The sequence below is a fragment of the Kitasatospora sp. NPDC094016 genome (genome assembly GCF_040304045.1).
Lineage (GTDB): Bacteria > Actinomycetota > Actinomycetes > Streptomycetales > Streptomycetaceae > Kitasatospora.
Window position 1 is genome coordinate 67,236 of record NZ_JBEOUK010000036.1, and the last position, 21,443, is coordinate 88,678.

Annotated in this window: 12 protein-coding genes; 9 read left to right on the forward strand and 3 right to left on the reverse strand. The window is 69.3% G+C overall.

What is annotated here, in order from left to right; genetic code table 11:
- Positions 1-21 precede the first annotated feature (21 nt).
- Entirely contained in the window at positions 22-1,671 is a 1,650-nt protein-coding gene (locus ABT015_RS27850; protein ID WP_350883755.1) for a zinc-ribbon domain-containing protein, read from the reverse strand.
- A gap of 370 nt (positions 1,672-2,041) precedes the next feature.
- On the opposite strand from ABT015_RS27850, the gene ABT015_RS27855 reads away from it, so the two are divergent.
- The 3 genes from ABT015_RS27855 (at position 2,042) to ABT015_RS27865 (ending at position 6,309) form a co-directional block, all read left to right on the forward strand.
- Positions 2,042-2,599 (forward strand): hypothetical protein, encoded by a 558-nt coding sequence (locus ABT015_RS27855; protein WP_350883757.1) that lies wholly within the window; start codon positions 2,042-2,044, stop codon positions 2,597-2,599.
- A gap of 149 nt (positions 2,600-2,748) precedes the next feature.
- Entirely contained in the window at positions 2,749-4,989 is a 2,241-nt protein-coding gene (locus ABT015_RS27860) for a hypothetical protein (RefSeq protein ID WP_350883759.1), read from the forward strand.
- Between the two features lie 186 nt (positions 4,990-5,175).
- Positions 5,176-6,309, forward strand: coding sequence for a Fic family protein (locus ABT015_RS27865; RefSeq protein WP_350883761.1), 1,134 nt, complete (start codon positions 5,176-5,178; stop codon positions 6,307-6,309).
- Positions 6,310-6,427: 118 nt separating this feature from the next.
- Here the strand turns inward: ABT015_RS27865 and ABT015_RS27870 are convergent, their stop codons facing one another.
- Entirely contained in the window at positions 6,428-8,371 is a 1,944-nt protein-coding gene (locus tag ABT015_RS27870) for a hypothetical protein (protein WP_350883763.1), read from the reverse strand.
- 306 nt (positions 8,372-8,677) lie between these two features.
- On the opposite strand from ABT015_RS27870, the gene ABT015_RS27875 reads away from it, so the two are divergent.
- From ABT015_RS27875 to ABT015_RS27900, 6 genes are all read left to right on the forward strand, one after another.
- Positions 8,678-10,126 carry a hypothetical protein gene (locus ABT015_RS27875; protein WP_350883765.1) on the forward strand — a complete coding sequence of 483 codons (1,449 nt, stop codon included), beginning with the start codon at positions 8,678-8,680 and terminating at the stop codon, positions 10,124-10,126.
- A 671-nt stretch (positions 10,127-10,797) separates the two neighbouring features.
- A complete protein-coding gene (locus tag ABT015_RS27880; RefSeq protein ID WP_350883767.1) occupies positions 10,798-11,961 on the forward strand; it encodes a restriction endonuclease-related protein in 1,164 nt (387 codons plus the stop codon).
- Positions 11,958-15,308, forward strand: a complete 3,351-nt coding sequence (locus tag ABT015_RS27885) for a DEAD/DEAH box helicase family protein (RefSeq protein ID WP_350883770.1) — start codon at positions 11,958-11,960, stop codon at positions 15,306-15,308. The genes ABT015_RS27880 and ABT015_RS27885 overlap by 4 nt, the downstream gene beginning before the upstream one ends.
- The gene (locus ABT015_RS27890; RefSeq protein ID WP_350883772.1) at positions 15,302-18,085 is read left to right on the forward strand and encodes an RNaseH domain-containing protein; all 2,784 of its coding nucleotides are present in this window, start codon (positions 15,302-15,304) and stop codon (positions 18,083-18,085) included. The genes ABT015_RS27885 and ABT015_RS27890 overlap by 7 nt, the downstream gene beginning before the upstream one ends.
- A gap of 820 nt (positions 18,086-18,905) precedes the next feature.
- Positions 18,906-19,661, forward strand: coding sequence for a DUF5131 family protein (locus tag ABT015_RS27895; protein ID WP_350883774.1), 756 nt, complete (start codon positions 18,906-18,908; stop codon positions 19,659-19,661).
- A gap of 90 nt (positions 19,662-19,751) precedes the next feature.
- Entirely contained in the window at positions 19,752-20,846 is a 1,095-nt protein-coding gene (locus ABT015_RS27900) for a three-Cys-motif partner protein TcmP (RefSeq protein ID WP_350883776.1), read from the forward strand.
- Between the two features lie 191 nt (positions 20,847-21,037).
- Here the strand turns inward: ABT015_RS27900 and ABT015_RS27905 are convergent.
- Positions 21,038-21,443: tyrosine-type recombinase/integrase (locus ABT015_RS27905; protein WP_350883778.1), on the reverse strand; the 406-nt coding region annotated here is incomplete at its 5' end.

Here is a 21,443-nt window from a genome sequence, read left to right on the forward strand (position 1 = left end):
CCGAACCCAGAGTTTCGTGAATCAGTGCTCGGACGCCCACCGCTTTACCCGCTCGATCACACCATCCGGATCGGGAACGGTCGAATGGACGGTGAACTCGGCGTACCCGGGGTCGTCGATCGGCAGCGCGGGCAACGGATGCTCGCGCAGCCGCGCAACGAGGTATCCCGCAGCCAGCAGGTCACGGGACTTCTCCTCGTCGACATCGGTCTTGTCCGTGTGCCAGTAGGAGCCGTCGTACTCCACGGCGAGCCTCCGGCTGCCGGAGAGTTCGACCGTGATGTCGACGTGCCAGACGCTGCGTCGGACGAACGCGTCGTGGCGTACGGCCTGACCGGACGACGCCCTGCCGAAGGCGCGCTCCGCGGCCTCGTGGTGGGCGAGCTCGATCTGGGACTTGCCGTGTTCCCTGCACTCGGGGCATCCGCTACCGACGGCGCGGGAGGCCAGGGGCGCCTGCCACACGTGCGTGGGGCTGGTGGCGCAGACCCATGTCGGGACGAAGGCCGTCTGACCGCTGGGACGCACGTGCCAGGCGGAGAGCGGGTTCACCGACGACCACTCGGCGGCGAGTTCCGGGAAGTGGAAGGCGAGTGAGTCGAGGATCGTACGGCACTCGGGGCAGCGCAGGCGCTGCCCCTTGTCCCGCTGTTCCGGCGTGTCCTGCCACTCGTGGCCGCAGCCGGGGTCCTGCCACCACACGGTTCTGCGCGACTTGGGGGAGAGTTTGGCCAGGCTGATGCGGCCGTTGCGGCTCGGGTGCCACTGGGAGGCGATCTCCGGGCTGATCCTGAACGGGGCCGGATCGGCTTCGACGGCATCCAGGCCGGCGGTGCGCGTCTCCTGGCTCCGGCAGGAGGGGCAGCCCGAGTGCAGATAGGTGTACGGGGATATGCGCGGGTGGTGGCCCCGCGGACAGCGGAACCGTCGCAGCGGCCCGAGCTCGGCCACGGTGACGGTGCGGGGGTCCTCGTCGTCGGCCCACGCCGCGAGCAGTTCGGGTACCTCGGAGACGGGCGTCACCTGGTAGCGCTCGTACTCCGCCTGCCATTCGGCGCGGCGTTTCGGTTCGCACGTCGGGCACGTCGCCCGGTGGATCATGTCGTGGACCCGGGCGGTGAACTGCAGGCCGCAATCGGGGCAGCGCCAGGCCGCCTCCCGGCGGGCTGTGACGGTGACGGTCTCCCACTGTGCGAGGTCGTTCGTCCCGTGGTCCCACCAGTCGAGGACGGGGAGCCCGGAGTCCTTGAGCAGGGCCCGCTGCTTCTGCCCGGGCGGGTTGGGCGTCTGTCGTGCGCGGCTCGGGTTGGTCTGGCACCGGCAGCCGAACGCGATGTCCCCCATCCGTTCGGCGGCGAGGTGGTTGCAGTACCGGCACCGGACGTGATGAGGATCGTCGTGGTACGATGGGTCGGTCAGTGCTGCCAGGTAGTCGTAGCCGTGCTTCTCCGCGTGCTCCCTCGCCTCAGCCGCGGGGACCGGCGTCAGATCCGCGTACGAGCCGTGGCGCCGTCGTTCGTCCTGCGCCCACTGGCGCCAGTGGCACGCTCGGCAGGTCGCCTCGTTCTCCGCGTTCTTGGAGAGGGTGTACTCGAAGCGGTAGTGGGCCTCACAGCCGCACGTCAGGCACCGGGTCAGGCGCCACGCCGTCGGCTTGGCGAACGGCTCCAACGGCTCCAGTCCGCCGACGCGGAGGATGCCGGTGATGTGATCGTCGCACCAGGCATCGCGCGAACGCGTCCGGTACGCGGTCGGCTGCGAACAACCAGGATCCGAACACAGCTGAACCGGGTTCCCGGGCGATATAGGGCTCACCTGCGGGATTCTTTCATGGTCACTTGCTGTTCCCCGGGGCGGGGCCTGTGCGGTACGTCTACGATCCTTGGGTTCTCCCCTCCCTGGCGGGCCATGCTGCAGATCCTCAGCGGTCGCGCTCCGTGGACCGGCGACGAGCTGTACGACTGGAGTCGCCCTGGCGACTGAGCGCCCTCGAATCCACTGCCGTGATCGGCCAAGATCCCTGACTGCCTACACTGACCCGATGCCCCGCTTCATGATCAACATGCGCACCATGCCGAGGGCCGCAGCGCTGTCCGTCGCGGGCGTGCTCCTCGGCATGGCCACGGCGTGCGGCACCGGTCTGCCGCCCGACGCTGCGCCGAACCCGCCCTCCGTGTCGGCCTCGTCATCCGCACTGCCGTTGTCCGTCCCGTCGCTGTCGCCCGCGCCGATGGCGGCTTCCACTCCGCCGGCCCCGGCCCCGGCCCGGACGTCCTCGCCGGCCGCACCCCTGGCCGGCACCGCGCCAGCACCGACCAGGGGCAGCGCGACAGGGAAGCCGACAGAGACGGGCCCGGACGGCGACTCCCCTGGGCGCCACGACGGGAGCAACTACGACAACCTCTCCCCAGAGGGCAAGGAAGCGCACGACACCGAGAACTGCGCCCAGATACCCGGCAAGAAGAAGGGAAGCTGCAACGAACCCCACCGCAAGTGCCGCGAGGCCGGCGCCACCGCAACCTCCTCGAAGGGCCTGGCCCTCACCTGCCGGAGCTCTCCCAAGGACGGGCGCCTGCGCTGGCTCACCGCGGGGGAATGACTCCGACGCCGTCCGGACGGACAGGAGATCACCGGCCAGGCCGGGCCGCTTGCCGTCGTCCGCATGACGCATGTGGGAACAGCGTTCTCGGCTGACCTTGTCGGTGCCCTCATCTAGGCTCGCAAGCCGAGACCGATAGGAGGAGACACGTGCTCGACTGTGCTCTGACCGCAGATGTTCCGCTCGGCCCGTTCGAGGGCACGCCCGTCACCGTCCATTCGACCAAGGGCAAGAACGCCAAGCTCCACGCCGCGACGACGTGCACCCAACTGCGTGCCCGTGACATCACGACAGCCCACGTCCCGTTGAATGCGGAGACGATCGGCCGGATGTGCTCGCGCTGCGCGCAGTGGGGCGCGTGGGCGCGACCGGAAACCGGCCTGGGCGTCTTCCTCAAGGAACTCGGTGGGATCGGCCTGCTGTACGAGCTGCGATCCCACACCGGGCCGGACGAGGACACCTGGTGGGACGAGAACGAGGTCCAGGCTGCCGCAGACCTGCTGCGCTCCGAGCCCGCAGCCGACCCTGACAACGAGGAAGCGGACGGCTACGACGAAGAGGCGCGCGACGACGCCGAGCATCTGCGGGACAGTGTGTTCTCCGCCTGGCGGGATGCGGCGAGGAGCCTGCACCGGGCCCAGGCCGCTGCCGCGATGTTCCCCTGGCTCGCTGACTGGGCGGAGCCGAAACTGGCCGTGAAGAAGGAGTACCTGGAGACGCTGCGTGTGCAGGCTGCACGGTTCGTCGACCCGGACGGACTCCTGAACGGCGCGGCAGCGGCACTCCTGGACAAGCCGGACCTGCCCGCCGACGATCCGGCGCTGACGGCGATCGGTACGCGGGAGGAGATCAACAGGGGACTGAAGGCACTGTGGCGGGACTGGCAGCGCGAGGCCGAAGCCGGCTGGGGCCGGCCGAGTGAGCGCTCGTACATCTCCTACACGCTCACCCACGGTATGCGCTCCAACCGCAAGGGCTACGCACAGGCATGTTCCGCCGCTGACGAGCTGGTCGCGTCCTGGGAGGACCTGGTGCGTGCCGCAGCTGCCGACGCCGAGCCCGCGCCGACCTTGCTGGTGACCGCGCACCTGTCGGAGGTCGCCGACGACTCCTCGCACCGGGACGAGCGGGGATTCCTCAGCGAACTCGACAACTGGACCACCGGCGTTCTCCTCACCTACCTCGCCACCGCCGACTGGGCCCGGCGCACCTTCACCCTGCGGGTCCCGCCCCTCATCGCCGACCGACTTCTCGACACCCGCGCCTCCCTCCTCGACTGCGAACCCCACACCACCGCCACGACCGAAACGACGACCGGTACCGGGGCCGAAACGGCCGTGGCCCACATCAGGCCGGGGATCTTCGACGACACCCCCGTCCGTGACCGCCAGCCGTTCGCCGCTGGCCACGTGCGCGCGCTGCGCGCCGTCTCGGCGGGTGACGACCAGCTGTACCTGGTCTTCTCCCCGGACGGAGGACCGGAGGTCTTGCCACTGGCGGTCGTGGAGAGGCGGCTGGCCGCCGGGTGGCGCGGAACCGTCATCGCCGGGGCCTCGGACCTGCCGGCGAGCGTCATCGAACCGTGGATCCAGGAAGTCGGGCCTCGTCCCGACGAAGACGAAGGGGAGAGCATCTGGCCCGCCCCCGTTCGCGATCCGCACGATCCGGGGTTCGGAGAGGACCTCGGTCTCGCAGACGGCGCCCGCACCACCGCTCGCCTGAGGTACTGGAGGGAGAACCCTGAACAGGAGTTGCGATGCCTGGCCTTGGCACGCGGTGCGGCGGACCTGCGCACTCTCGACGGCGGCCCCGACCGCGACGGTCGCCGCCGCACCGTGTCCAGCGCGGTGTGGCACGGCCTGCTGGTCAGCGCCCGCCGTATTCGCCTCCAACCGTTTGAGCAGCCCGGCACCGACCGGTGGCACCGCGGCAGCGGAATCCCGCTGGGCGTCCTCGCCGATGTACAGGTCTACACCACCGATGCCGATCCTGGCTGGCAGCGCAAGGGCCACTCACCGTTCTGCTCACACTCCGGAGAACGCGGCGTCACCGAGCACGACGACCTGCTGCGCGTCGCGGACCTCCTCGCCCGCGACGACTTCGACTGGTGCAGCAAATGCTACGGCTTCGCGGTACGGCGACTGACCGACACCCAGCTGTCCTACTACCGGGCGGCCCACCGCCTTCACGATGTCGCCCATCAGCTCGACCGGGACCCAGGCGCCACACACGGGACCGACTGGGAGGCGCTGGCCGCTCAGCTGAGCGAGCTGTCCGACTGGCACCCGATCGGCGAGAAGTACTGGGACGCCCCGGAGTCGTGGCGCTGGAGCGAGATCATCCGCGACCTCCGACGGCGCCTTGAGGCAGCTCGCCACCAGACCTCCTGACGAAGAGCCCGACTGCACGGGGGTGGCCTGCGGGCGACTACGGCGCTCGCAGGCCACCCCCCGTGCAGTCGGGCTGGCCCGAGACGGGCGGCCGATTGTGCGTAGGGCAGCCGACAGGGCGCTGACTGCCGGCTGGCGGTCTCCCCATTTCTTGACGCGGTGATTCCATGATGGTGTCATTGAATCGTGCTGTATTCCGTGCCTGAGCTCGAAGATGCCGACCTGACTGTCCTTGCGGAGATCGAGGACATGCGGGATCGGCTGCGCCTGCATCTGCGCACGCCCCGCCGATGGGAGGGGCAACTGCGGCGCAACCTGACCGCGCGGGCGATCGCCGGGTCGAACACGATCGAGGGCTACGCGGCGAGCGTGTCGGACGTCGAGGACATCATGGTCGGAGAGGCTCCGATCGAGGCGAGCGACACCGTCGCGGTCGAGATCGAGGGCTATCGGCAGGCGATGACCTACATCCAGCGCCTTGCCGAGGCCGGTGAGGATTTCGCGTACAGCAAGGGGTTGCTCAACGCGCTGCACTTCATGATGCAGGGCCACCACCTGGTCAAGCGCCCCGGCTGGTGGCGCACCGGATCGGTGTACGTCACGTCGGCCGAGGATCCCACCATCGCGGCCTACACCGCGCCGGACGCCGGCCTGGTTCCGGTGCTCACCGGTGAGCTGGTGGAGTGGCTGAACGACGGTGACCTCGACGCGCCCGGACTCGTGCGGGCGTCGATGGCGCACCTCAACCTGGTCGCGATCCACCCGTGGTCGGACGGCAACGGGCGGATGTCCCGCGCTCTGCACACCCTGGTCCTCGCCCGCGAGGGGATCATGGCGCCGGAGTTCTCCAGCATCGAGGAGTGGCTCGGCCGGGCGCGCAACACCTACCGCTACTACGACGTCCTCGGTGAGGTCGGCGGCCCCGTCTGGACCCCCGAGCGGGAGACTCTCCGGTGGGTTCGGTTCTGTCTGCGGGCCCACCATCAGCAGGCCCAGAGCGTCGAGCGGCAGGTGAACAGCACCCGCGAGGTCTGGACCGCACTCGACGGAGCCGTCGAGCAGCGCGGTTGGCCCGACCGCATGCTCTACGCCCTTTACCCAGCGGCCATGGGCAACCGTGTGCGGAGGGCCACGTACCAGGCCGACGCCGAACTGAGCGAGCAGCAGGCTCAGCGCGACATCCGCGAACTGGTCCGTGCCGGCTGGCTCGCCGCGAAGGGCGAGGCCCAGGGCCGCTACTACCTCGCTGGCCCAGACCTTCCCGAGGAGATCACGCGCGGAGTCCGTGAGCCCCGGCCGTTGCGCGACCCCTACGCGTGACCCGGCAGGGCGGAGCTGAAGCTGCCTCACCAGACCGGCCTTTCCCACACCCCGCCGCCCGCCATCACCGGCACTCGGTTGTCATGCGGCCAGTGCATCTCGGCGCAGCCCGGGACTGTCACCGGGAACCGGGTGGCTTGGGCCACGCCGTTCCGTCTGCAGCAGCCGTGAGGATGTCTCCGAGGCGGAGCCAGGCGGTGGGGCCGGAGTTGCTGATCGGGCTGTCGGCGAATCGCTGCCATGCCTGGTGGTCGTCTCCGAGGGCCGCTTCCACCAGGGCGATCACTCTGGGATGCGTGCTGTCGTAGCGGTGACCGCGGGCCTTCAGTGCCGTCCAGGCGGGCAGGGCCAGAACGGTCTCGTCGGGGCAGTCGGGCAGGGCGAGGACCTCCCTGGCCCACGCTTCGCGGTTGGTGGGGTTGCCGCCCAGTCTGAGGCGCAGGTCACGGGTGAGCGTGCGGACGGCGTGCTGCGGGTCGGAGTGGCGGGCGAGGACCGAGGCGAACGGCGGATCGCTGCGGTGGCCGTGCCAGGCGACGGACAGCAGTGCCTTCTCCACGAGCGCGTCGTCACCGGCGTGCCGGTCCAGGTACGCGTCGAGTACCTCCGCGGTGACGGCGGACAGGCTCCGGACCGTGACTTCTTCGGGGTTGCCGAGGGCCGTGCGACGGGTCGCGGGCGGCTGCGGGGCGGGGTCGGCGACGATCCGCGTGATCGCGTCCAGGAGTTCGTCGAACTGCCGCCGGTCCTCCTGGGACTTGTAGTCGTACGACTGTGGACCGGACCGGCCGCGGCGGGCGTCGCGGATCACCAGCCGGACTGTCGCTTCGACGGCCGGTGTGAGCTCGGGCAGGTGGACCAGCATGTCGCGAACCCAGCGCAGGTCGGACGCCGTGCTGATCCCGTAGAGGTCCTTCGGCTTCCAAGTCCGCAGGGCCTGCACGGCCGTTTCGGCGAAGTGCCGCCCCAAGTCGGCGAGTTCGTCCGGCTGGCTTCGCCAGGTATGGGGATCGCCGTAGGCAGGCTTGGCCTCGGCGGGGTTCAGGACGAGGCGCCACCGTCCGTCGGCCGCGTGGCTCACCCAGGCCACGGCGGAATCGGTGCCCCAGTCGGTGTCGAAGCCGTCGTCCCGCAGGTACAGGAACTCGATGTCCTTTCGATCGGTCTCGTCCAGGGCGGAGAGCTCGGCGGCGAAGCGCTGCCGGGCCTCCTCCTTCGAGGGGCCGTCCTGGAGGAAGCTGCAGATCCGGGTCGTGAGCATGGCGGCGTCGAACCTGGAGAGGTCATCCAGCGCGATCTGCCTGAGGAGTTGCGGCTCGACCGTCCACGGCACGCTGCCGAGGAGTTGGTCGCGGATGACCCGGTTCGCCATGGTGCCGGCGGTCCTGTCGATGAGCCGGGAGTGCCGGTCAGGGTGTTGTTCGAGCACAGCCGACCACATGTGGCCCCACGCGTCAAACGCTGCCCTGATCCGGTCGGACCAGGCGCCGGAATCCTCGTCCTTCAGACGCGTGCGGTCGAGGCCGTCGGGCAGGAGAGCGACGGCGGCCTCGAACACGGCGTCGTGGAGGCGTCCCGTACGCAGAACCACCTGTGCGGGCGTTGGCTCCTTGAGCAGTTCGGGCGTCATGTGCACTGGTTGCGGCACCCGCCTGCGCAGTTCGTCGGCGACGGCCGCGCAGAGGTCGGCTGGCCGGTCGGCGGTGCCGAGGGAGCCGAGCCGGCGGTCGGAGCAGCGGCGCAACGCGTCGGCCCGCAGAACCGGATCGCAGTCGGGGTGGATGAGTGCGAGGACCACCAGCGACGTCGACCCGGTGAGGTACTCGTACTCGCTCTCGCTCTGCCGCAGCCCGTTCGCTACCGCGGCCTCCAGTAGCCAGGCGGGTGCCGAGTCCCGGTACGGCCTGGAGAGTAGCGCCGTGAGGAGTGGTCCGCCCTGCTGGCCGTCGGCCACGCCACGGGCCTGTTCGGCTACCATCCGGGCCGCCGCGGACCCGGGCTCGGCACCGGCCGCGACAGTGGCCAGGAACTCCACAGGCAGCCTGGTCTTCTCGGTGGCCATTCCTGCTTCCCTCTCCCCGGTGACTCGTCAGAGCCCATCCTGCTCCATCGGTCGGACAATCCGGGAACGAGCGACCAGAGGAGGGGCGGGACTGTCACGGCTTCACCGGGGACAACCCTCGGTGACTCGGGTACGGTGTCGGACAGGATCAGGTCCGGACCGCTGACGGCATCGGCGAAACCAGCCTCGGCCGATGCACTTTTCCACCGTCCGGAGGCACGTCAGCAGCGTGCCCACCAGCGGAACTCCACTCTCTTTCGCGCGCCCGTACCGGGACGCGCCTTCCACCGCACCGGAGTTCCCCGCATGCCCGAGCACCATCTCAACGCCGCACCCCGCGACTTCCACTGCGAACACACCCCCAGCAAGAGCCGCGTCCTCGCACTCCTCTCCCACGACGACGGCCCCGACTCGCTTCAGGCTGTCCTCACCTGCCGCGACGCCGAACTCGCCCACCGCGCAGCCGAACTGCTGCGCCGGAGCCTGCGCCGGGCGCCCGGCGCTCTGCCTGCGGAGTCCGTCGATGGCCTGTGCGGGCAGTTGCCGGACGCCCCGGCGTCCTCACTCCGACAGGCGGTGGCCCACATCGCCGCCGGTACCTGGCCGGCCACCGCCGGAACACACATCACCTGGCCGGAAGAGGCCGAGGTCGAGGGGGCGGGCGAGGACGGCGAATCCGACAGCGAGGACGGCGGCGACAACGACGAAGCCCCGGAACCCGACGGCTCCGCACCAGGCGAGCTGCGGCTTCGTGACCTGCCGGGCCACGTCGTTCGGATCACCACGCTCCGCGAGTTCCACGTCCGCGACTGGCAGGCCCTGCTGGACGCGGCCGGCGAGCAGGGCTGGGAGCCGATGCCCGCCGACCAACTCGACGACGGTGACCCGCACGACGTGGTCGGCGCGGTCATGTGGCTTGCCGAGCCGCCCGTCGACGTCGACGGGGCGGACAGCCTCACCGACCAATGTCAGGGCTCGCTGCTCCAGCGGAGCAACGGCGACGAGGTAGCCGCCTGGAGCACGGAACCCGTCGTAGCGGACTTCGGCCCTGGCCGACAAGACGCCAAGGCCGAGCAGTCCGCCGAGAGTGGCCCCGGCAAGGAACTCCCCGACTTCGCCACGCTCTTCACCGTGGAGACCCCACACTGCGAGGACCCGGAGTGCGAGGACGAGCGCTGCCTGTGGCAGCTGACCCCCCGCACGGCCGACATCCTCCACGCCGCCCTGTCACTCCTGGCCGACGAGGCGTACGAGGACGCGGAGGAACTCGGCGACGGACGCCTCGTACCGGATGAGCGCGAAGGCAACTGGGGCGTGTTCCCGCGCCTGCCGAAACTGACCTTCGCCACCGACCTCCAGTGGCGTCGCCGCTTCGCCCGCGCCGCCGACGACCTCGCCGACGACCTCGCATACGGCCGTCGGCCGCGGCCGACCTGTACAGCCGAGGAACTCGCCCTGCACCTCGCCATCGCCGACGCCGGCGACAGCGCCGACGAGATCGAGGACGACCCCGACGACACCGAGCACAGCACCCTGCCGGTCCACCGCGACGACTACGACTTCGACGCTTGCACGGACATGTTCTTCCAGGACACCGACGTCCTCATGCTCTACAGCGCCCGCTTCGACGGCATCGAGGACCCCGACGGCGACGCCAACCGTCAGCTGGGGGTGGGCGACCTGCGCGCGCAGGCATGGTTCGAGCCGTTCGGGAACGTCAAGGTACGCGACCCCCACCGCGGATTCCGGCGCTGAATGGCCGGGTCCGAATAGGGCGGCGGGCCGAGGTGCGCAAGTATCTCCGCCCGCTGCCAGCGGCGGGCGGAGGAGCTGTCAGGGACTTCCCGGTTTCGATACGATGCTCGGCCCCTTCCCGGCGTGGCGGCGCAGGGCGGTGGAGCGGCGTCCGAGCCTGGCGCTGGGCCTTGGGACCGTTTTGGGATCAGCCGGTTTGGCCGCTTGTGGACACATGCGGACGTCTCTGGCCGTTATCACAGCTGGGCCCCCGTCCGCCCGCATGAACCACGCGAGCAGCGCTTGCAAGCTAACTCTGCTGCTTGGAAACCAAGTTGATCGCCTACTCGGGGCCCGTCGAGCAGGCGGCCGGTCGGCACGCTAGCGCTGCACACCAGGCTCCGTCAGCGCTCCTCCTGCCGGTCCGTTCCGAAAGGCCCCGGGCGTCGGCTTCACCGAAAGACTCCAGGATTTGGCGACACGACCATGATCACCCGAAAAGATGAACTTCGGTCATGTGGGCCGATCCCTCTTATGCGATATCTGCGCAGGTCAAGTGGCATTTCAGTCGACTCGCGGGTGAGGCTTTCACCTACCCGCTCCTGTGCGGCGTCGTCGAAATTCATGCATGATCCTCACCAGCACATCAGTGCGCTCTGTCAAGGACACTCGGTAAAGTGTGATGGAGGGATGTGGCGGTGTACGACGCTGCCCTGGGCCAGCAGAGGATGAAAATCCTCTCCGCAGCCATCCGCGCAGGTTACGCATGGACGGTTCGGCATCGCGAACCACGTGCCTGGCGGGAAATCATGAGCATGGCCGGGGTGGTCAACGCCCTGTGCCCCCAGCAGGAAATCCTGACGCCGGCTGAATTCGTCAGGTCGCTTTCCTGCCCTCTGGGAAAGCTGGCACCGGATGTCTTCGACGGTGATCCGCTGGGACAGTTGACCGTCCTGGAGTGGGACGAGCTCAGTGACGACGTCTGGTCCGACGGGTGCACGTCCGTCATGGAACTCCTGCAGAAGGGCGACAGGGGCCGTGGCTGGCTGCCGAGTTGGGCTTGGATGCGCCAAGAGGGCGTGGAGAACGAGGCGTTCGCGGGGATCCGAGAAGGAGCCAACGAGCACTCGTACCGGGCCCGTCGCCGGTTCGTTGTCGAATATCCGGCCGGTGGTGCAGGGGAGATCCTCGACTTGTGTGCGGAGGCCGGCATCGACCCACCTGTCCAGTACGTCGATTTGCCGGCCGACCGCGTGTACGGCGGGCGTTGGTGGTGGGCCTGCCCGAAATGCCGGTGGCCGATGCGGGTGGACGGCCACCGGGTGCGGTGCACCTACCTGTACCACCAGGCTCACTACACTGTGCGTTCCGAACCACTCACGGGTGGCCGTCCCCAATTGCTCCGCAGAGACTCCCAGGTGCCACGGCCCCCAGGAGCGCGCGAACGACGGCAGCAGGGGCCGGAACGCACGGTGTGCGTCGACTTCGCGGTATGGCGGTTCATCGTCGTACCAGGTGTCGAGGAGCTCGCGCTGTACCGCCGCTGGTACGGCAAGCCGCTGTTGGACGTCACGCTGTGGCCCGGGCTGGACATCTACGACCTGGAATTCGCCGTCGAGTCCCTGGGCTGGACTTTGTCGATCGACCTCAAGGATGTGGCGAGCGCTACGGCCCTGGCCGAGAAGGTTCGTCAGAAACCACTCGCCGCCAACACCATCGTGCTGCCCGATCACCGCGGTCCCGGGCAGAAAGCGGAACTGCAGAAACTTCTGCCCGGATACACCGTCTGGCTCGTCGAGGACGTGAACAAAGAGATCAGCAAGCAGTTGACTCGAGCGAAGCGACAGACGAAATGACCGACCTCTCTTCTCAGCGGACTGAGCGCGAGGAGCGCGGGCTGCCCCGGCTCATCGCCTGTGCCCTGGCCTGCTCACTGGCCCACTTCCCGCCGCCAGACGGCGGCAGCGTCGACGCGGCCCATTTCCTGCTCAGCGGAAAGTACGACCTCTGGCCCGGATACCGGGAACTGCCTTTCGATGACCAGCGGCGCCTGGCACGGCTACTGCGGCACCGGCACAACGCCCTCGCGGACAAGGCGGTCTTCCAGGACCGCGTTGCTGACCAGTTCGCCCAGGACAGGGTGCCCGGTACGCGCCTCGAACCCGACGGGCGGCACGTCCGGTTCCACCACGGTGTTGCACCGCGGGAGTTCGCCGATCGGCTGTTGGACGAACTCGACCGTGTCGCAGAGGAGGCGTTCCGCCCCCAGTCCATCGCCAAGGTCGGCGAGCACACCCACAACCTGCAGGTGCCGATGGCCGGTGGACTCACCACGCCGGCGCTGGCCACCTACACCTTCCTGGCCGAACACGTCCCCGCGCACCGCCCGCCCGCAGCCGTCCTACGGACGTCTCCCGATCTCCCCCACGTCGCTCTCGACATTCAGGGCTTCCTCGCCCTGAACCGTACCCTCGACCAGGAAACCGGCTCGGCCTACCGAGAGGGAGCACTGGGTCCGTTCTTCTCCCGGATGCGGGACCGGATCGGCCGCGCGGTGGGGGAAGAGCTGGTCCTACGGGCGGGGGACATCCAGGTCCTCAGCGCGCCGACCGGGTCCGGAAAGAGCGTCATGATGGCCGGCATCGCGGCCTGGGCCGTCCAGCAGGGCCACACTCTCGCCCTGGTCGTCAGCACCAACGCGGACGTGCTGAAACTGACCCGGCAGATCGAGGAGGAACTGGTTGCGGCCGACCTTCTCAAGGGGTCCCGGTCGACACCGGAACAGGTGGTCGTACCGCTGATGTCACCCGACGGGCTGGTGCGCGAGTTGGAGCGCACCATTCGCAACTCCACGGACACCGCGTACGTGGACTGGGTGTTCGAACGGCTCGGCTACTCCTGCCAGCTCCCGGTCCTGGCGGCGGTCGACGACGAAGTGGACGCCTGGACGCCCGGCGGGGAACCTTGCCGCAGACTCGCACCGGTACGGCCGCCGCGCCAGAACGAGTACCGCACGATGCCCGAGCCCAAGGTGTGCCCCTTCCGGCACAAGTGCGGCAAGTTCCGCCTGACGCGCGCGGCCACCACCGCGAGCATCCTCGTCACCACCCACTCCAACCTGCACGCGGGCAACGTCCATATTCCGCTGGAGTCGGAGGACGGCGTCGTGAGCGAGCACGTCTCCGTCGAGGAGTTCGTGCTCCGGCGCTGTCAGACCGTCCTCATCGACGAACTCGACGCCTTCCAGTCCACCGTGTTCGAGCGCAACGGCCGGAACCTGGTGCTGGCCTGGGGCGACCGGCCGCACGACCGACCGCTGATCGAGCTGGACAACCAACTCGTCGCGGCCTTCCACCGGTTGCCCGCGGCACTGGAGGAACGGGCCCGCAAGAACGTCTCGGAGAGCCGCGCGCTCGCCGAGACCTACACCATGCACCTCGCCCGCGGTGACCTGGGACAGACCGACCGCCTCTCCGAAGGAGCTGCGGCCCGTCCGAACCGCCGACGACGCAGTGACGCCGCCCGCCGGTGGATCGTGCCGACCAAGTGGGACTCCTGGCTCGCGGCGAAGCTCGCCCCGTTCCTCGACAACGATCCCCAACAGATCGGCGCCGCAGAACCCGTCCGGACGGGCATCAGTCACACCTTCACCCTGGAGACGGTGTGGGATCCCGCCATCGACACCCACCTGTTGCCCGACCACCTGCAGGGCTTCGCGGGGATCCTCCGCAGTGTCACCAGCAAGCAGCACGAGGCGGGCTCCCTCGACCACGCCAGGGACCGCCTCGACGGCCTGCTGAGGACCTGGGTGCCCGCACCGAAGACCCGGCTCGACGTGGTCGACCGCCTCGTCCGGCGGATGTTCCTCGTCCCGCTCCGCGACCTGCTGCACCGTTTCGTCTACGACGCGCCCCAGCTCAAGCTGGCCGGCGTGGCGGCTGCGGAGGAGATCGCCTCCGCCCTGGGCGGTTACGACCATTGGCGCGCCGTCCCGCACGGTCCGCTCGGCCGTCAGGTCTTCGCCTTCACCGAGGACGTCAACCCGCTCGCCCCGCAGGACACCAGGTTGAGTGCCGTGGCCTTCGGTGGGGACCCGCACCGGTATCTCCTCGACCTCGGGCAGAACACGGCGCTGGCGCACTCCGGCCACCGCCGGATCGTGCTCGGGCTGTCCGCCACCGCCTACGTACCCGGCGCGCACCGTCATCACGTCCACACCAGGCCCACCTACGTCGTCCCCGACGACGGCGAACCGATCGAAGTCGACCTCAGGCCTGTCCCGGGGATCGGGTCGGAAGAACTCCTGCGGATCTCCGGGCTCTCGGGCACGAAACGGCGTGAAGCGACCCACGAGCTCGGCGCCAAACTGTGGAGCGAACTGAAGCGGGAGCTCGATCAACTCGCCTCCGCGGGCAATCCGGTCGGGATCCAGGACGCCATCCTGCTCGCGACCACCTCCTACATCAGCTGCCTGGACCTCGCCGACGGTCTCACCTCGGCGGGCGCCCCGCCCGGCCTCGTCGCCGTCGCCGTCCGTCCCGACCCCGAGCGCGTTGCCGACGCTGAGGGGCCGTACCGTCCGTGGACCGAGATCCCCGCCGACCGCCTGGAGGACTTCGGCGCGATGGCGGGCGCCCGGATTCTTGTCGCTCCGCTGCAACGGGCCGAGCGGAGCCTGAACATCCTGTCCCCGGGTGAGCGTCGTTCCCGCGTCGGGGCCATCTGGCTCGCCGTCCGGCCTATGTCCATCGTCGACGAACCCAGCGAACTGCTCGCCCACATCGGTGCCCGCACCTTCGACGAGCACCGGCCGCACGACCTCCCGTGGAAGGCGCTGGAGGGCGCAGAGCAGACCGCGAGTGGTTACTTCAACGAACTGCTGGCCAGCGAGCGGTACTTCCGGGCGCTCCCGTCCCGTGCCAAGATCGCGGTCGCCGCAGAACTCGTCGCCTCCCTCACCCAACTCGTGGGACGTGCCCGTCGCGGCGGCACACCGGGCAGGCTCCGCCTGGTCGACGCGGCCTTCATCGACACCAGCGGGAACTCCGACCTGCCGTCCATCCTGCGTGCGCTCCGCAGCAAGTGGATCGCCAGCGGGGAATTCGACACCGTCGTCAACACCAACCGTGCGGCGCTGGAGGGGTTCTTCACCTTCGCCGACCAGCAGCACCGCCGCCGATCGAACCTGGACACCGAATGCTGAACACCCTCGCCTTCACCATGGATCCGAAGAAGCTGGGCAAGGTCGTGCTGTACGCGCTCAGCGAGGACTTCGCCCAGGCCTGGAGCCTGCTGCCCAGCTACCGCGACCACGAGGGCGCCAAGCCCGTCCGTCCGGCATACGCCTCGCTGGCCACCGCGCTGTCCGCCGTGACCAACCAACCGGTCGTCATCATGCCCGACACCCTCGGCAAACCGGACGACGAGACCCGCACCCCGACGATGCTCGCCACCACCAAGATCATCGAACCTCGGCTCCTGAGCCGTGCCGTCCGTGCCTGGGAACGCCACATCCGCAAGGACGACGATGCCAACACCCTGGCGCCGCTGCTCGACCAGTGCACACCGACCCGGGCGAACCTGGCCTCCTTCATCGACCATGCCGCCACAGGCCGACCCCGAGCACCTCAGTGGTTCTTCCGCGTCGCCGCCTGGAACATCGCTGCCGAGCTCGCACGCCACCCCCTGCCCCTTCCGCTCCCACACCGTCCCTCTCCCGCAGCACCACCCGAGGAGGGCGGTCCGGCAGGCGAACCGGACGGTCAGCAGCCCGAGCCGCCGGTTGGTGCCGAGGGCGACCAGCCAGTCAAACAGCCGCAGTTGACGTGGCTGATGGACACCAACGGCAGCCTGCTCGGCTGGAACCACCTACTGACCAACACCGCCGGCCGGCGCCAGACCGAGGGCGTGGCCATGCACAAACTCGACTTCCGCGTCATCACACTGCCGGGCGAGCCCCTCATCACCGTCCACGTCCTGCCCACGTTCAGCCGTCTCGCCACCCACTGGGCGGGCACTCGGACCGCGTTCGTCCACCGCGGCACCAAGACCATCCTCCGGGTCCCCGTGGGCCATCGCCGCACGGAAGAGGGCTGGGAGCCGTACATCCGCGGCTTCGCCGCCCGGGTCGTCGGAAATTGCGACTTGAAACCCGTCACCCTGTGCGACAACAAGGGGCTGAGCCACAAGAACCGACCCATCCGCGTACTGATCCCGGGGCCGACCGAACATCCGCTCGGCAAGGGCACCGGCACCCGCTTCAACCTCGCTCTCGCCCGCCACATCGACACCGTCCTGGGCCCCAAGCTCGGCCTGCGGCAGGTGCCGTACGTCCGGACGGAACACCAGGTCGCCCGCAATGCCAAGGGCCCGGTCCAGCGCGAGGACCTCGACCACGCCCTCGCAGGCACCGGACACGACCACATCCGCATCGTCGCCCTCTACGACCACGAGCACACCCGCCGACGCATGATCGACGCCCTCGTCCCCTACACGGACTCCCCCGACCTCGTGGACGACTGGGAGGACGAGAGCGACTGCAAACTCACCGCGTGCACCAGCGTGTGGTTCCGACGACTGCCGGCCCTGATCGCCACCAGTCGCCCCGATTGGAACCGTGAACTCGCCTTCCTCGACGCTCTTCCGGGCCCCACCCTCAACGGAGTGTGGGTCGAGACCGTGTGGAATCCCAAGAAGAGCAGCCGCCGGGACCGCGGCGCGGACTACGACCCCAAGCGGGACCTGCGTCGGCGCTTCCACCAGCGCGGGATGGTCTCCCAGTTCATCGCGTTCAGGGAACCCCCCAAGGCCAAGGAGGAAGCTGCCGGGGAAACCGCCACCACGGTGCCCGCCGCCGAACCGGAACTCCTCGACTCCGTACCCGGGCTCGCCACCGAAACCCTGGAGAACAAGACGGCGGACTCGGACCGGACCGAAGCGGGCAAGTCTGGCGATTCACGAGGCCCCCGCCTGGACTTCCCAGCAGTCAACGGACTCCGCGACCTGCTGCTCCGACTCGGGGCGGTCGACCGGAGGCTGGCGGATGCGGTACCGCTGGACCACCCCGCTGTGCTCGTCGGGCTGCACCTTCGGCAGCAGCGAACCAGCACCCGCACAATCGGCTCCGCCGACCAGACCCAGATGGTCGAGGTGCTGACCGCCCTCCACACCCACCCCGACCCCACCGTGCCGTGGCGATTGGAGATGTACAGCCGTCGCCAGCACGCCTGGCTCCCGATCGCCGAGGCGGAATCCACCTTCGGGTCCGGTCCGATCGGCGTAGCCGGTCACGCCAGGCACGAGGACGGCGCCCAGCTCGTCCGCGAGGAGATCCGCTCCGCGCTGCGAGTCCTGCCGGGCGTGGCCCCCGTCGTGATCTTCACCGACGCCGAAGCCTGCCGAACCATCTGGCCCGGTCTCCAGAACGCCCGCCTCGGCACCGGCCCGCTCCCCGGCGACAGCCTCCGCGAGGACGGCCGCGCGGCAGCGGACGTCTGCATCAACACCTCGTACGGCGAAGTCCCCACCCCCGTCGACCGCGTCGGCAGGCGACGCCCGGATCCGCACAAACCCGCCGCCCCCGACGAATGGCTGTACCGGCGCACCACCACCGCCGGAGTCACCAGTTGGTACCTCGCCCAGGCATCACGCACCTACAACGGTTTCGGGCAGACCGGCACCAACGGAAGCCAGCACACCCGTTTCACCATCCCCGAAGCGCTGAAAGCACAACTGCTGGCCAAGGACTGGAGCAGCTTCACCGCCATCCAGATCACGGTTCCCGCTGCCGGACCCTACGTTCCAGAAACCCTGGCGGCCCTGACGGCCGCGCTGTGCCACCAGTCCCTGGCCTGGGACTCCCGCACCCGCCACCCGGTCGCCCTCCACATCGCCGGCAGCGTGGACCGGAACCATGCCGAGTACCGCGGAGCCACACTCGCCGAAGAGAACCCGGGCTCGGAGGAGCAACAAGACAGCTGACGTGGCCTTCGTCGGAGCATGCTCGCGGGTGTGGAGGACTTCCTCCACACCCGCGTTCAGTTCCTCTGCCCGCCACATGATCGCTCGTGTCACCCCTGACCCAGCCGACTGGGAACGCCTTACTCGGAGAGCGGTCGCAGAACAGCGAGTGGCCCTTACTGCGGCTCGCCGCGCCGTTGCCCGCGCGGCGGACAAAGGCATCCTGCCGGGGGCTGCTTCGATCGTCTTCCCCGACGCCGAGAGGCTCGCGGACAACAGCCGCCTGCTGCCCCGACACGCTCGACGACGACATGTTCGCCTGGCTCACTGTGGCCATCTTCGAGAGGAATCCCTGCGGCGTGATGCCCGGCTGACGGTCTCAGCGGCGGTCACCCTGCCGGACTGGGCAGCACAGGACTCGCTCGAACTCCTCCAGCCGGACTCGGCGTAGGGTGCGGCCGAGGAGGCTCGCTCCGGCGACTCGGACCTCGCCGATCCTCGGCCGGGCACGAGGGCCTGATGCGAGGGTGCCGAATGGCTCACGCCGCATGTCCGAGGCCGGGACCAGTCGCGGGGTCGGCCGGGCTCGCCACGTGGGCGTCCGCCCAGTCGAGGGCAAAGGCGAGCGCTGTGGCGGCTTCGTCGGCAGAGTCCTTGAGGGGGTGGCCGTAGAGGGCTGGCGTGATGCCCGCAACCCCGGGCCGTTGGCCTGTGCCGGGCAGTCGAACGGCTCTGGCCAGCGGGTTCGACACCATCAGTGTCCGCGGTGGAAGGTAGGGGATTGGCGGCGTCCGCCGGGTGGCGGTCGGCGCGAGGCCCGGCCCGGTGGCGAGGAGCGGCAGTGAGCGATCGAAGCGCTATCGAGTGGACGGAAGCGACTTGGAATCCGACCACCGGCTGCGACCGTGTGTCCGCCGGCTGCGACAACTGCTACGCCCTGACCCTGGCCAAGCGGCTGAAGGCGATGGGCGCCGCCAAGTACCAGACGGACGGCGACTCGCGAACGTCCGGCCCTGGCTTCGGACTTGCGCTGCACCCGGACGCCCTCGACGTCCCGAGGCGCTGGCACAGCCCCCGGGTCGTGTTCGTGAACTCCATGAGCGATCTCTTCCACGCCCGGGTGCCGCTGCCTTTCGTCCGGGACGTGTTCCAGGTCATCGCCGACACCCCCCAGCACACCTACCAGGTGCTGACGAAGCGATCCGTGCGGCTGCGCCGGGTCGCCGACCGGCTGGAGTGGCCGGACAACCTCTGGATGGGGGTGTCGGTCGAGGACGAGAGTCAGCTCGGTCGTGTCGACGACTTGCGGGCCGTCCCGGCCGCGGTCCGGTTCCTCTCGCTGGAGCCGTTGCTCGGACCGCTGCCGTGCCTGGATCTCGACGGAATCGGGTGGGTGATCGTCGGCGGCGAGTCCGGCCCTCACCACCGTCCGATGGACCCCGCGTGGGTCACGGGAATCCGCGACGCCTGCCAGGCGGCCGGCGTGCCGTTCTTCTTCAAGCAGTGGGGCGGCCGCAACCCCAAGGCCCGCGGCCGCGACCTCAACGGCCGGACTTGGGACGAGATGCCCGCACGGGAGCCGATCACCGCCTCCTGATCCAGTGCGCCGTGCACGCCCCCTGGTCGCGCCGTGACGATTGTGTGATCCTGCCACCGGCAGCGACGGCTCACCGTATCGGGGAGACAGATGGTGGCACCGAAGGACGTCATCTGGCCACGCGATCCGCACACCGCCGCCAAGCACGCCCTGCTGCGGCGCTACCTCCAGGCCTGGGCACCGATCATGCTCAGCCACAACGAAGTCGTCACCTACGCCGAAGGGTTCGCAGGCCCCGGCATCTACCGGGACGGCGAGCCAGGCTCACCCGTCATCGCCCACCAGGTCTTCTCCGGAGCGCTTCGGCGCAGCCCCGGGAAGGTGAAGATGGTGCTGGTCGAGGAGAACGGCCGGCGCAAGACCGAGCTGGAACGCCGCATCGCGGCAGCCGTCGGCTCGTCCGGCAGCCGAGGCGACCGGCTCGACGTACACATAGCCCAGGGCCAGTGCCACCCCGACCTGCTGCAGCAACTGGACCGCACCGGCAGTCGACACCACCCCATGTTCGTCCTCCTCGACGGCTTCGGCGGCCCGGACGTCCCCTTCCCCCTGCTGCAACGGATCGCCACCCAACGCCGCAGCGAGGTGATGGTCACCTTCCAACCCGCCTTCCTCGTACGGTTCTCCGAGAAGGCCGAGCACCACCGCTCAGCCGGGAACGCCTTCTTCGGCGGCACCCAATGGCACGACGTCTTCCAGCAGCCGCCATCCCGGAAAGCCGCCTACCTGCGCGACCGCTACCGCGAGTCCCTCGGACGCGCTGGCTTCCAGCACACCCTCGTCTTCGAGATGATCGACGAAGCCGGCCACCTCCTCTACCTGATCTTCGGCACCCGCCACGAACGAGGCGTGGAGAAGATGAAAGACGCCATGTGGGTCGTCGACACCACCTCCGGTGTCCGCTACCGCGACCCCAAGGACCCCAACCAGCAAGCCCTCGACCTCCAACTCGAACCGGACACCGGACCGCTGCGCCGCATCCTGCTCGACCACCTGAGCACCGTGGCGACAGCCCGCAGCGTCGACCAGCTCAAGAAGTTCGCCCTCCTGGAGACCGTCTACCGCCCGACCCAGGTCATACCACTCCTCAAACGGATGCGTGACCAGGAGGAGATCAACGTCTCCCCGGGTCGGATCACCGGCACCAGTACCGTCAGCGCCTTGCGCCAAGGCGCGTTGTTCTGACGCTTCGAGGAAGCGGCAGGCATCGCCCCCAAGCGGGTGCCGACGCCGTGAAGCCCCCAGGGCGATCCCAGGCGCCTCGCCTCGCTGCCGCACGAGCTACGTCGCCGTGCGACCAAAGCAACGGCCACGGAGACCAGAGGCTCGTACCCGGCCGATCAGCGGCCGGGTACGAGGGCCTGACACCCGACTGCCTACGCCGCCTGTCCGAAGTGGTGGCCGAGCGATGGACCGGGCTGGTCGGCCACCTCGGCGTCCGCCCGGTCGAGCGCGGAGGCGAGCGCTGCGACGGCTTCGTCGGCGGAGTCCTTGAGGAGGTGGCCGTAGAGGTTGATGGTGATGGCGAGGGTGGAGTGGCGCAGGGTCTTGGAGACGACGGCGACGGGGATGCCTTTGGCGATCATGATGCTGGCGGCGGTGTGGCGCAGGTCGTGAAGGCCGATCCTGGGGAGGTCGAGTTCGGCGGTGCGCTTGCGGAGCTGGTCGAGGACCCACTGGGGGCGAAGCGGCGAGCCGTCCGGTGTGGCGAAGACGAGGCCTTCGAGGCGTCCTTCGGGGTGGGCGTTCATCTGGATCGCGGCTTGGCGGTGGAGGGCGGCC

Excerpts from the sequence above, each read along its gene's own strand:
- ABT015_RS27870 (WP_350883763.1), bottom strand. The coding sequence starts at position 8,371 with ATGGCCACCGAGAAGACCAGGCTGCCTGTGGAGTTCCTGGCCACTGTC.
- ABT015_RS27855 (WP_350883757.1), top strand. The coding sequence starts at position 2,042 with ATGCCCCGCTTCATGATCAACATGCGCACCATGCCGAGGGCCGCAGCG.
- ABT015_RS27885 (WP_350883770.1), top strand. The coding sequence starts at position 11,958 with ATGACCGACCTCTCTTCTCAGCGGACTGAGCGCGAGGAGCGCGGGCTG.
- ABT015_RS27890 (WP_350883772.1), top strand. The coding sequence starts at position 15,302 with ATGCTGAACACCCTCGCCTTCACCATGGATCCGAAGAAGCTGGGCAAG.
- ABT015_RS27900 (WP_350883776.1), top strand. The coding sequence starts at position 19,752 with ATGGTGGCACCGAAGGACGTCATCTGGCCACGCGATCCGCACACCGCC.
- ABT015_RS27875 (WP_350883765.1), top strand. The coding sequence starts at position 8,678 with ATGCCCGAGCACCATCTCAACGCCGCACCCCGCGACTTCCACTGCGAA.